This is a genomic window from Calidifontibacter terrae, assembly GCF_054778835.1.
This window is the reverse complement of sequence record NZ_BAAGZF010000002.1, coordinates 450,246-462,987: the sequence shown is the minus strand read 5'-3', so window position 1 is coordinate 462,987 and position 12,742 is coordinate 450,246. Positions and strand designations below refer to the sequence as shown.

The window sequence follows — 12,742 nt, the reverse complement described above, 5'->3', positions numbered from 1 at the left end:
GTTTCCCTACTGTTCCTCGTGGGTGTTCGGATCTCCGCCGAACAGGCGTCCGTCGGGCTTGCCGAGCGCGGTCACCGCCGCGATCTCCGCAGCGGTGAGTTCGAAGCCGAGCACCTCGAGGTTCTCCCGCTGGCGCGACGACGTGGCCGACTTCGGCAACGGCATCACGCCGCGGTGGATATGCCACCGCAACACCACCTGCGCCGGCGTCACGTCATGCGCCCGCGCGATGTCGACGACGGCCTGTTCCTGGTGCGGCATCGCCCGCTTGCCCAGCGGGCTCCACGCCTGGGTGTGAATGTTGTAGGACCCGTTGATCTCGAGCATCTCCTGCTGCGGGAAGTACGGGTGAATCTCCAGCTGGTTGACCGCTGGCCGAACGCCGGTCTCGTCGACGATCCGCGAGAGGTGCTCGGCGGTGAAGTTGGAGACGCCGATGGTCTCGACCAAGCCCTCCCGCTGCGCTTCGATCAGGGCCTGCCACGCCTCGACATAGAGATCGACGCTCGGGTTGGGCCAGTGGATCAGGCCGATGTCGATCCGTTCGACGCCGAGCCGCCGCGCGGAGTCACGCAACGACTGAAGGGCAAGGTCCTTGTGGTGGAACCGACCGGGAATCTTGGTCGCGATCTGCACCTCATCGCGCGACACACCACTTCGCCGCAGCGCTTCGCCGACCTCGCGCTCATTCTCGTAGTTCACGGCCGTGTCGAGGTAGCGATAGCCAACCTCCAGCGCCGAGACCATCGCCTCGATGCCTTCCTCATCGCGCAGTGGGTAGGTGCCGAAACCGATCGCGGGAAAGTCCATGTCTCCACCGTACGGCGGCGCATGCTATGTCGAAGGTCCGGGCGTCGGGTGGGTACATCTGCCCGGACCCGCAGCGTGATTCGGACCATCGGATGCCCGGCTCGACGCACTGGGCGTTGGGCCGAAGATCCGAAGGAATCCACGCCATGTTGAAGAACAAGAAGATCGCCACCATCGCCACGGCGGGCGCATTCGGGACCGCCACGGTCTTCGGTGGAATGACCCTCGCCACCCAACTAAGTTCGCCGGCCCACGCCGACACACTCTGCGTCGCGCCGAGCGACGCCAGTGCCGCGGTGAAGACCGCGATCCGCACCGCCTGCAACGAGGTCCACAAGGAGACGCCGTACGTTTGGGGCGGCGGCCACGGTGACTCGCCCGGCATGACCGGCAACGGTTTCGACTGCTCGGGACTCTTGCGCTACGCGTGGTACAAAGCGACCGGTACAGACTGGGGGAACCTCTCCACCGGCGAAATGTCGGCGCTGACGAGCAAAGGATTCGCGTCCGTTGCCCTCGACAAGTCAGCTCTGCAGGCGGGCGATGTCATCGTCTACCGCCACCCGGACGGGTCCGGACACACCGTGATGTACATCGGTGCCGGCCGCATCGTCGAAGCACCCGCAACCGGGATCCCACTGCGGACCACCACGCTCGACCGTTCCTGGTACAACTCCACTCGCAAGGTGGTCGGTGTCTACCGCTACCAAGGTAAGTCCGGCAGTACCCACAACCCGCCGCCCGCGCCGGTCAAGGGTGCCAAGCAGATCTCGATCTACGCAACGTCGGTCAACGTACGCCGGGATGCCACCTCCGCGAGCGCGCGAATGGGAACGATCAACCCCTCGAAGCAATGGTTCACCTGCCAGAAGCGTGGCCAGCAGGTCTCCGCCCACGGCTATACCAACGCGCTCTGGTCCTACTCGCCGGAGTTGCGGGGCTACATCGCGAACGTGTTCATGAGCGGCCCCTCCGACTACCGGTTGCCAGCCTGTGGCGCGGCCAAGACACCGGCACCGAAGGCCCCTGCGCCGAAGGCACCGACAGCGAAAGCGCCGGCGGCCAAGAGGCTCACCATCTGGGCCACCGACGTAAACGTCCGCAAGGATGCCACTTCCCGGAGTACGGCGATGGGCAAGGTGCAGCCGTCCAGTCACGGATTCACCTGCCAGAAGCGCGGACAAACGGTCACCGACGGCGCCTGGAGCAACGACCTGTGGTCGTATTCGCCGGAGCTGCACGGCTACGTGAACAACGTGTTCATGAAGGGCCCGGCCAACTTCGGTCTGCCGAGCTGTGGCGGGGCCGCAGGAGGCCGCCCGATGCTCAGTCGGTGACTCCCGGCTCGGGGCTGCAGTTCGTCGACCGACGGCGAACTGCAGTCCGAAGTGCGGGTCAGTGCTTCTGGAGTGCCAGGGTGATCGGCTCGATCGTGCCCAACACGACCGTGTGACGCGACGCCGAGGCGCCAGTGGCGGGGTCGATGGCGCTCACCACGTGGCGACCGGTGATCGCCAGCGGAATCGAGAATCGACCTGATTGGTCGGTCACCGCGGTGTGCTCAACCTCGCCGGTGGGTGAGGTCACGGTGATGAGTGCCCCCGCGACCGGGGTGCCGTTCAGCAACGCGCGACCGTGCAGTTCCAGACGCTCGCCGAGTTCGACGTCGTAGGCGCCGTCTCCGGTGATGCTGACCAGGTCGGCCCGTGGCAGATATCCGTCGGCGTTGGTAATCCGTTGGTAGACACCGGCACCCGGCAGGACCAGGGAGTACGACCCGTCGGGCTCCACGCGCGACCAGTCGACCTTGTCGCCGGCGTCGGTCAGCAGGGTGACCACCGCGTTGCGGGCGACATTGCCGTTCGCACTGCGCGCAAACCCATGGATCATCACGTCATCGCCGGCCTTGGCCGCGACCGGTTCAACGGTGCGCCCGGAGGGGATGAACACCGCCACCAGCGCGGAGGCGAGCCCGGCAGCGGCCGCGATCCAGAAGATGTACTGGAATGCCTCGATGGTGGGCAGCGCCTGACCGTGGAAGTCGATGACCACCGTGGACAACACGGCCGCGACAACGGCGCTGGAAGTGGATGTGCCGACCGCGCGGAGCAGGGCGTTGAAGCCGTTGGCCGCCGCCGTCTCGCTGATCGGTGAGTTGGCCATGATGATGTTCGGCATCGCGGCGTAGGCGATGGCGGTTCCGGTGCTGCTCAGCACCGAACCGAGCGCGACCTGCCACACCGAACCGGTGAGGAAGACCCGCACGATGTAACTGCCACCCAACACGGCGGCACCGATCAGCAGCGAATACTTCCCACCCCACCGACGGGTGATCGCCGCCGTGACGGGCGACATCAGAACCATCATCAGGCCGGCGGGGAGGACACACAGGCCGGCGTCGAGCACGCTCAGGCCGAACCCGTAGCCGGTCCCCTTGGGCAACTGGAGCAGTTGGGTCGTCGAGATGAGGTTCACGAACATCGACAGACCGATAAGGACCGACGCGATGTTCGTCAGCAGGATCGGCCGGCGACTCGCCGTGCGCAGGTCAACCATCGGGTTGGAGGTGCGCAGTTCCCAGGGCAGCCACAGCGCCACGAACACGGCTGCAGCAACGAAGGAAAGCATCGTGGTCTCGCTGGCCCAACCCCAGTCGCCGCCCTTGGAAACCGCGAGCAGGAAGCAGACGAGCGCGGCCGACAGCAGCAACGCGCCGACCATGTCGAAGCGACCCGGTGCCCGGATGCTCGACTCCGGCACGATCACCAGGATCGCGATGAGCATCACCAGTGCGCCGGCAGCGCTCACCCAGAACAGCGCGTGCCAGTCGAAGTTGGCGTAGATGTAGCCCGACAGCGGCAGACCGATTGCGGCGCCGATGCCCAACGTTGCCGACATCAGCGCGACCGCGCCGCCGACCTTCTCGCGCGGCAGTTCGTCCCGCATGATCGAGATGCCGACCGGCACCAAAGCTGCCGCGAAACCCTGCAGTGAGCGGCCAACAATGACAATCCACAGCTGGTCGCCCAGTGCGCCGATCACCGACCCGATCATCATCGTGACCAGTGACACCACCATCATCCGGCGCTTGCCGTACATATCGGCGCAACGCGACACGATCGGGGTCGCGACCGCCGAGGTGAGCAGCGTCGAGGTCACCAGCCACGAACCGTTGTCAGCCGAGGTGTGCAGCAGCGCCGGCACTTCGGGCAGCAGCGGAACGACGAGCGTCTGCTGGAGCGCGACGAGCGTTCCGGTGATGGCCAGTACGGCGGTAATGAGCGAGGCGGGGCGTCCGGCGGACGCGCGATGCCGAGCGGCGGGCATGGTGGCGGGGATCATCGTGGCAGGCATTTGTCGGTCAGATTATTGCATCGGTCAACTATTCACCAAATCATTCCAGCTCCGCCGCGACCCGCCCGGCCGCTTGCCGCAACGGCCCAATCGCCGCGCCGATCACCTCGTCGGTCATCCGAGTCGTCGGCCCCGACATCGACAGCGCGAGACGCTGTTGGGCCGCGGGCACGGCAACGGCGACGCACCGTACGCCGATCTCCTGCTCCTGCTCGTCCAGCGCGTAGCCGCGATGGCGCGTGCGGGTCAGCTCCTGGGCGAACGATTCGATGTCGCCGTAGGTATGCGGGGTGAGTTGGGCCATCCCGGTGCGATCGAGCAACGCTCGGACGTCGACCGGCTCCATCCGCGCCATGATCGCCTTCCCGACGGCGGTGGTGTGGGGCAGAACCCGGCGCCCGACCTCGGTGAACATCCGCATTGAATTGTTCGACGGCATCACCTGTCCGAGGTAGACGATCTGGTCCCCGTCGAGTGCGGCGATATTCACCGACTCCCCCGTCATCCGCACCACCTGCTGCATCGCCGGTCGCGCCCAGCGCGCAATCGACTGGGTCGCAACATCGCCAAGGCGCACCAGGCGCGGGCCGAGCGAGTATTCCTTCGTCGGCTCCTGCCGGGCATAACCCAGGTCGACCAGCGTGCGCAGCATCCGGTGCGCGGTGCCGAGCGGCAGGCCGGCCAGCTCGGACAGCCGCGAAACCGTCGCCGAGCCACCCTCGTCGGCAATCAACTCGAGCAGCCCGAAGGCTCGGGCGAGGGAGCGTACGCCGCCTGGCTCGGTCACAGCTGTTCGCCGCCGACCCAGACGGCCTGGATGTCGGTCGTCGTAGCGAGCGTGAAGATCTTGGCCAGCACATCCTCAGAGTTCTGCGCGTGATTGATCCCCAGGTCGAGGGGGTTTCCCTCGGCCGGCTTCACCCAGATCGCATCGAACTCCTTGCCGACACTCAGGTCGCCGACCCGGTCACCCAGCCCGAGCCCGATCGCCCCGGCGCGGGTGGCGAGATAGAGCAGGTGAGCGGCCGTCAATGGAAGCCCGTCGTCGCCAAGCAACTGCTGGGCGAAGTAGGACTGCAGCCCCTCCTTGAACAGGCAATAGCCCGAACCAGCGCCGACATCGCTGCCAAGGGCGACCCGAACTCCTTGCGCCACATGCCGTTTCATCGGAAAAAGTCCGCTGCCGAGCGCTGAATTGCTGGTCGGACAGTGGGCCACCGTGGTCTTCGATGCCGCGAGGTCGGCCAGCTCCGCGTCGCTGGGATGGACATTGTGAGCGAGCACGGCCCGCTCGGACAGCAGCCCGTGGCTGGCATAGGTCTGCACGTAGCTGCGGCCGCCGAACAACTGCTCCACCTCAGCGATCTCGCGGGTGTTCTCGTTCAGGTGGGAGGTGAAGAACAACCCGTCCCGGTCACGCAGGACCTCACCGCACGCCCGAAGCATCTCGTCGCCGGCCGACAACGAGAAGCGCGGAGTGACGGCGTAGCGCAGCCGGTCGACGCCATGCCACCGATCGACGAGGTCGATCGATTCGGCGTACGCCCGCTCCGGCGTGGTCAGCAGACCCGCCGGCAGGATTCGATCGCTGAGAACCAGACCACTGGTGATCCGCAGCCGGCTGGCGCGAGCCTGGGTGAAGAAGACATCCATCGCCGAGGCGAAATGGGAGCCGAAGACCAACGCGGTGGTGGTGCCGGCCTCCCGCAGCCCGCGCAGGAACCCCCGCGCCACCAGTTCCGCCTGTTCCGCGTCGGCCATCTTCAGTTCCTCGGGCAGCGCCGCGCGGTCGAGCCAGTCCAGCAACGGCATGCCGAGCGCGCCGATGACCCGCAGCTGCGGGTAGTGCACGTGGGTGTCGACCATCCCTGGCAGCAGGACACCGCCGGCGAGATCCACTCGCTCTTCGCCGGGAAAGAGGGCATCGATTGCGGCCGGGGTGTCGCGATGGGTGATGACGCCGTCGACAACCCGCAACGCGAACTGTTCGGCCGCCCGGAGCGGGGCACCGTCGAAGGGACTGTCCGGGGTGTCCAGGACGGTCGCGAGATAGACCGTCACCCCTGCACCTCGACCGTCGCCGTTGCGAACATCGACAACAGTTCTGCCGCGACCGATACCGCGATCACCGCAGGCTCCTTGCCCCTGATCATCGCCACCCCGATGGGACACCGGATCCGGCCGATCTGTTCGGGCGAATGCCCTTGTTGCGCCAGCAGCTTCTCGAATCGCCGCCACTTCGCCCGCGAACCGATCAGCCCGATGGACCCGAGGTGGCCACAACGCAGCGCCGTGTCGCAGAGCGCGGCATCCTCGGCGTGGTCGTGGGTCATCACCAGAACATGGCTGCCCGCCGGGATCTCACCGAGTGCAAGTTCGGGAACCGGCGAGTGGTGTCGATGAACGGTCGCGATCGAATCCTCGATCCGCAATCCCTCCACCTGGTCGCGCCGAGAGTCAATGAGATGCAGGTCGAGGTCGTGGCGCGACAGGATGAGCCCGAGCTCCTGGCCGACGTGGCCCATGCCGAAGATCGCAACCGCCGGCCGGACAGGCAACGGCTCGAACAACACCCCGACCTCGCCGCCGCAGCACTGCACCCCGTAGTCGGCAGCAGCGTGTTCACTGAGCGAGAAGCGACGTTGCGTGGTGGCTTGGTCGCCGTCGGCGAGCATGGCCCGGGCGACCTGCACGGCAGTTTCTTCCAGATTGCCGCCACCGACAGAGCCGTGGACATCGGTGGCGGTGACAACCATCTTCGCGCCGGCCGCGCGCGGGGCATGACCGCGTACGTCGGTCAACGTCACCAACACCGCCGCCACCCGCTGCTCGCGCAGTCGGGAAATCGCCTCGATCCAGTGCATGTCAGCCCGCTGAGCGGGCGGATTCAAGCGCCCAGTAGACCGCCTCCGGCGTTGCGGGAGAGGCAAGTTCGACGCTGACGCCGCTTGGACCAAAGGCCGCCGCCGCCTGGCGCAGGGCCTCGCGTACGGAGAAAGCCAACATCAGCGGCGGCTCCCCCACCGCCTTCGAGCCGTAGACGACCCCGTCTTCGTGGGCATGGTCAAGCAGGGAGACGTTGAACTGCTGCGGCATCTCCGAGAAACTCGGCAGCTTGTACGTCGAGGCGGCCTGCGTCGCCAACCGGCCACGGCTCGGCCGATCGGATTCGTCCCAGCGCAGGTCCTCCAAGGTGAGCCACCCGGCGCCCTGCACGAACCCGCCCTCGATCTGGCCGATGTCGACTAGCGGCGACAGCGAATCGCCGACGTCGTGAACGATGTCGACCCGGCGAGTCGTGTAAGCCCCGGTGAACCCGTCGACCTCAACCTCGGTGGCAGCGGCGCCGTACGCGAAATATTTGAACGGCGAGCCGTGCATGATCGAGGCGTCCCAGTGCAGACCCTCGGTTCTGTAGTAGCCCGCCGCCCACAGTTGCACCCGGTCGAAGTAGGCCTTCTTGACGACCGATTCCCAGTCGAGGTCGTCGGCGGCGTCGGCCTTCACCTTTTCGAGTCGCTGCAGGATCTGCTCGCAGGCATCCTTGACCGCGCCACCGTTGAGGTCGGCGCCCGAACTCGCCGCTGTCGCGGAGGTGTTCGGCACCTTGTCGGTTCGGGTCGGGGCGAGCCGGATCCGATCGAGCGGAACCTGCAGGGTCGTCGCGGCGACCTGCAACATCTTGGTGTGCAGCCCCTGACCCATCTCGGTGCCGCCGTGGTTGATCAACACCGACCCGTCCTTGTAGACGTGGACCAGCGCACCCGCCTGATTGAAGGAGGTGAAGTTGAACGAGATGCCGAATTTCACCGGGGTGATCGCCAGCCCGCGCTTGCGGTCCGCGTGAGTCGCGTTGAACTCGGCCACCTCCTGCCGGCGCCGATCGAGTTCACCGCCACGCTCAACACCCTCCCAACAGGCGGCGATCCGCTCCGGGTGGCGCACCGGCTGCCCGTACGGCGTCTCCTGCCCGTCGACGTAGAAGTTGCGTCGGCGCAGGTCGTGGGCCTCGAGGCCGAGCTGCGGTGCGACCCGACCGATGATGTCCTCGATCACCAACATCCCCTGCGGACCACCGAATCCGCGGAACGCGGTCTGCGATGTCTTGTGGGTGCGGGCAACGCGACCATGCACGCGTACGTTCGGAATCCAGTAAGCGTTGTCGACGTGGCAGAGCGCGCGAGCCAGCACTGGTTCGGAGAGGTCGAGACTCCACCCACCGTCGGCGGTCAACACCACGTCGAGCGCCTGCAACAGGCCGTCGGTGGAGAATCCGACCTTCCACGAGGCGTGAAAACCGTGCCGCTTGCCGGACATCGTCATGTCCTGATTGCGCGTCAATCGCAGGCGTACGGGGCGACCGGTCAGCGTCGCGCCGAGGGCGGCAATGGCCGCGAAACCATGGGGCTGCATCTCCTTGCCGCCGAAGCCGCCACCCATCCGCAGGCACTGCACCGTCACGTGGTGAGCGTCGAGCCCGAGCACGTGGCTGACGATGTCTTGGGTCTCGGTGGGGTGCTGCGTTGAGCACTGCACGAAGATCTGGCCGTTCTCGTCGACCTGCGCCAGCGAGGCGTGGGTCTCCAGATAAAAGTGCTCTTGTCCGGCGAACTCGAACACGCCCTCGAAGACACGGTCCGCCCCTGCCAGCCCGGCCTCAACATCACCGCGCACCATCCGCGGCTGAGCGCCTTGAAAGCTGTCAGCCTCGATCGCATCGGTGACCTTGATCAGCGACGGCAGTTCGTCGTAGGTCACGCTCACGGCTGAGGCCCCGAGGCGCGCCGCTTCGAGGGTCTCCCCCAAAACCCACGCGATCGCATGGCCGTGGAACATCACCTCGGTCGGGAACAGCGGTTCGTCGTGTTTGATGCCGGCGTCGTTGACCCCCGGAACGTCGTCGGCGGTGAGAACACGCACCACACCCGGAATGTCGTACGCGGGAGCGACGTCCATCCAGCGCACCCAGCCGTGGGCAATCGTCGCCTGCACCGGGTGGGCGTGGAGAACGCCGTGCGTCCTGCCAACGAGGTCGTCGGTGTAGAGCGCTTGACCGGTCACATGCAACGCCGCGGACTCGTGGGGAATCTCTTGTCCGACAACGGCGTTCGTCGGCCGCTGGGAAAGGACACTCATCGTGAAACCCCCTGCTGGTCGGCGAACAGTCTGCGCAGGCTGGTTCCCAACATCGCTGAGCGATAGCGGGCACTGGCGCGGTGGTCGTCCAGCGGGGTGCCCTCGGCGGCGAGCAGCGCGGCGGCCGCGTCGATCGTCTCGGCATTCCAGGGTTGACCCTGCAGCGCGGCTTCGGTGGCTATCGCGCGGATCGGAGTGGCGGCCACCCCTCCGAGCCCGATGCGGGCCCGAGCAACCAGGCCGTTCTCGACCTCGATGACCACCGCGACGGCGACACTGCTGATGTCGTCGAACCGCCGCTTGGCGATCTTGTGGAACTCGGTGAGCGCTCCCGGGGCGGGCCGCGGAAAACGGATCGCGCGGATCAGCTCGCCAGCGTCACGAACGCTCTGCCGATAACCGGTGAAGTAGTCGTCCAGCGGCACCACGCGCTCCCCACCCACGCAGGCGAGCACCAACTCCGCGTCCAGGGCGAGCAACACCGGAGGGGTGTCACCGATCGGCGATCCGGTTCCGAGGTTGCCACCGAAGGTCGCGCCATTGCGGATCAGCCGGGAGGCGAACTGCGAGAACAGCTTGTCCAACAATGGAATCCGGCCATCGAGCAACCGCTCAACCTCACTCAAGGTGAGCGCGGCCCCGATCTCGACGTGATCGTCGGCGAACTCGAAGGTGCGCAGTTCAGGAAGGCGGTCGATCGCCACGACCCGGCGGGCGCGCACGCCCTTGATGTTCACCTCGACGCCCCAGTCGGTCGAGCCGGCGACCACGGTCATCTCGGGGTCTTCGGCGAGCAGTTGCAGCGCGGTCGCGAGATCCGCCGGCCGGTGGTAACCGTCGACCTCGGTTTCTGCGGCCTCGGGCGCAGGGTGTGCACAACGCCCGGCTCGTTCGTCGTCTCCGACTACACCGAGGGCGTACGCCGCGTCGCGGATCGGCCTGTATCCCGTGCACCGGCACAGATTTCCGGAGAGCGCGTGTAGGTCGAACCCGTTGGCGCCGCGTTCGGCGCGGGCTTCGCCGGCGACGCGGTCGGGACGGTAGTACTCAGCAGCCATCGAGCAGACGAATCCCGGTGTGCAGTATCCACATTGAGACCCGCCGCGGACCGCCATCTCCCGCTGGACAGGGTGCAGCTCAGCGGGCGAGCCGAGGCCCTCTGCGGTCACCACTTCCTGACCGTCCAGGCTCAGCGCGGGGATCAGGCAGGCGTTGATCGCGGTCCACCGCGAACCCTCGCCGTCGGGGCGCAGCACCATCACCGAACAGGCGCCACACTCCCCCTCGGCACAACCCTCTTTGGCGCCGGTGAAACCCGCATTGCGGATCAGGTCGAGCGCATTACTGGCTGGGTCGACGCCCTCCATCGACTGCGCGCGTCCATTCAAGGTCAATTCCGGTCGACTGCTCATCGCACCCCTTCCACCACGAGCATGGTTGGGAACGAATCCCTTCCACCTGGTGCATGGTTGGGAACTGCCTCCGCGCCCCGGTTTTCCATGCAAACGACACGCACCTTCACCCTACGCGTCCGGACCGTTTCTGGCCGGAATCTTGGACATCAGCCTCAGACGAACTGACGGCTGAGCGCGACGTGGCGGTTGACGTCCTTGTAAAGCAGGTAGCGGAATCGACCCGGTCCACCGGAGTAACAAGCCTGCGGACAGAACGCGCGCAGCCACATGAAATCGCCCTCCTGAACTTCCACCCAGTCCTTGTTGAGCAGATAGACCGCCTTGCCCTCCAGGACGTACAGCCCGTGTTCCATCACGTGCGTCTCCGGGAACGGGATGACCCCGCCCGGCTCGAAATTCACGATGTTGACGTGCATGTCGTGGCGTACGTCGGTGGGGTCGACGAACCGCTGTGTCGTCCAGGCGCCGTTGGTGCCAGGCATCGCCCCACCGGGAACGTCGTCCTCATGGGTCACGAACGCTTCAGGGACCTCGATCCCGTCGACCCGCTGGTAGGCCTTCCGAATCCAGTGGAAGGTCGCAGTGGCCGCACTGGTGTTCTTCAGGGTCCAGTCGGTGCCTGGCGGCAGGAAAACGTAACTGCCGGAACGTAGCTCGTGATGGTTGCCAGCCAGCGACAACGCCAACGACCCGTCAACGACGAAGAGCACGCCCTCGGCAGCGGAGTCGAGTTCGGGCTGGTCAGAGCCACCACCGGGCGAGACCTCGACGATGTATTGGGAGAAGGTCTCCGCGAACCCAGACAGCGGCCGAGCGATCACCCACAGCCTTGTGTTGGTCCAGAACGGCAGGTTGCTGGTGACGATGTCGCGCATGGTTCCCCGCGGCAACACCGCGTAGGCCTCGGTGAAGACCGCGCGGTCGGTGGTCAGATCGGTCTGGTCGGGCAGTCCGCCGCGCGGCACGAAATAGCTATTCATCCTGAGTTCCTTCGCAATCGGTGATTCGTGGCCGAAACTATCCATCGGTCGCATTCGTGGACTGAACTGGACCGCGCAACAGGGGGATTCATGAGCAGAAATTGGCGATGGTGGCTGCCGCTCGCACTATCGGCAGTCGTGGCGCTGGCAACCGCCATCCCGCTGGTCGACTCGACGGCCGGGGTTGGCCAATTGCGCTGGACGGTCTTGCAAGCACTGCCGTTCATGACGGTGCTCGCGGGCGTTGTCGCGCTGATCGTCGCCGCGGCGTTGCGCCACCGCATTGCGGCTGCCGCGGCAGTGGTCGCGATCGTCCTCGCTGCCCTGCCGATGTGGCAATGGCGGACGGCCGAGGCTTGCGCGGGTTCGCGGATGTCACTGATGTCGTTCAACGCATATGTGTCTACCGCCTCAGTCGACTCCCTGAGCGATGCGGTGATCAAACACAACGTTGACACGATCGTCCTGGTCGAAGCGAACGAGAACTTTGTGGAGCACTTCCTCAGGACGCCTGGCGGACAACGCTTCTCGCGGCGCACCACCGGAACATCCACCGATGCCTCGACCGGGGGAACGATCCTGTCCAGGCTCCCCCTGAAACAGACGACGGGTGCGGGGTACGCCGGAGCTGCGTTGCGCTTCGAACAGCCGGCCGCTGAGATCACCGTCGGCTCGAAGACTGTTGTGGTGCAGGCCGTCCACCCGTTTCCGCCGACCGACCGCAAGGCCGATGCCTGGCGCCGGACGTTGACCGGTCTCGGCGAGTGGCAGCGGACGCATCGCGGCCCGGTGGTCATGGCTGGCGACTTCAACGCTTCCTGGGGACATCCCGGATTCCGCGAGGCCGTCCGCGGGATGGATTCGGCTGGGCCAACAACCCTGGGCTTCCAAACTCCGACCTGGCCGAACGCCTCGAAAGTTCCGCCGTTCGAGCCACTGGACCACATCATGGTGCGCGGTCTCGGCAGTTCCGCGGCGGCCGCGGTGACCATCCGCGGCTCCGACCACCGAGCGGTCTGGAGCGACCTCACCGTCTGTGGCGCTTGA

General features: G+C 66.3%; 10 protein-coding genes. 2 read left to right on the top strand and 8 right to left on the bottom strand.

Translation table 11 applies throughout. From position 1 onward, the window contains the following. Positions 1 to 6: 6 nt before the first annotated feature. Positions 7 to 810: an aldo/keto reductase gene (locus ACYU98_RS04910; protein WP_460467076.1), complete on the bottom strand. Its 804-nt coding sequence runs from the start codon at positions 808 to 810 to the stop codon at positions 7 to 9. A gap of 146 nt (positions 811 to 956) precedes the next feature. On the opposite strand from ACYU98_RS04910, the gene ACYU98_RS04905 reads away from it, so the two are divergent. Continuing rightward, on the top strand, positions 957 to 2,147 hold the full coding sequence (locus ACYU98_RS04905; RefSeq protein WP_460467075.1) for an NlpC/P60 family protein: 1,191 nt from the start codon (positions 957 to 959) through the stop codon (positions 2,145 to 2,147). Positions 2,148 to 2,205: 58 nt separating this feature from the next. Here the strand turns inward: ACYU98_RS04905 and ACYU98_RS04900 are convergent, their stop codons facing one another. The 7 genes from ACYU98_RS04900 to ACYU98_RS04870 form a co-directional block, all read right to left on the bottom strand. Continuing rightward, positions 2,206 to 4,164, bottom strand: coding sequence for an MFS transporter (locus ACYU98_RS04900; protein ID WP_460467074.1), 1,959 nt, complete (start codon positions 4,162 to 4,164; stop codon positions 2,206 to 2,208). Positions 4,165 to 4,204: 40 nt separating this feature from the next. Continuing rightward, positions 4,205 to 4,951, bottom strand: a complete 747-nt coding sequence (locus tag ACYU98_RS04895) for an IclR family transcriptional regulator (RefSeq protein WP_460467073.1) — start codon at positions 4,949 to 4,951, stop codon at positions 4,205 to 4,207. Next, positions 4,948 to 6,225: a guanine deaminase gene (locus ACYU98_RS04890; RefSeq protein ID WP_460467072.1), complete on the bottom strand. Its 1,278-nt coding sequence runs from the start codon at positions 6,223 to 6,225 to the stop codon at positions 4,948 to 4,950. The genes ACYU98_RS04895 and ACYU98_RS04890 overlap by 4 nt, the downstream gene beginning before the upstream one ends. Next, positions 6,222 to 7,028 carry a xanthine dehydrogenase accessory protein XdhC gene (gene xdhC, locus ACYU98_RS04885; protein WP_460467071.1) on the bottom strand — a complete coding sequence of 269 codons (807 nt, stop codon included), beginning with the start codon at positions 7,026 to 7,028 and terminating at the stop codon, positions 6,222 to 6,224. Before xdhC ends, ACYU98_RS04890 begins: the two co-directional genes overlap by 4 nt. A 1-nt stretch (position 7,029) precedes the next feature. After that, positions 7,030 to 9,300, bottom strand: a complete 2,271-nt coding sequence (xdhB, locus tag ACYU98_RS04880) for a xanthine dehydrogenase molybdopterin binding subunit (RefSeq protein WP_460467070.1) — start codon at positions 9,298 to 9,300, stop codon at positions 7,030 to 7,032. Next, a complete protein-coding gene (locus ACYU98_RS04875; protein WP_460467069.1) occupies positions 9,297 to 10,712 on the bottom strand; it encodes a xanthine dehydrogenase small subunit in 1,416 nt (471 codons plus the stop codon). The genes xdhB and ACYU98_RS04875 overlap by 4 nt, the downstream gene beginning before the upstream one ends. Positions 10,713 to 10,867: 155 nt before the next feature. Continuing rightward, positions 10,868 to 11,695: a bifunctional allantoicase/(S)-ureidoglycine aminohydrolase gene (locus ACYU98_RS04870; protein WP_460467068.1), complete on the bottom strand. Its 828-nt coding sequence runs from the start codon at positions 11,693 to 11,695 to the stop codon at positions 10,868 to 10,870. Between the two features lie 90 nt (positions 11,696 to 11,785). Between ACYU98_RS04870 and ACYU98_RS04865 the strand changes: the two genes are divergently transcribed. Continuing rightward, the gene (locus ACYU98_RS04865) at positions 11,786 to 12,742 is read left to right on the top strand and encodes an endonuclease/exonuclease/phosphatase family protein (RefSeq protein WP_460467067.1); all 957 of its coding nucleotides are present in this window, start codon (positions 11,786 to 11,788) and stop codon (positions 12,740 to 12,742) included.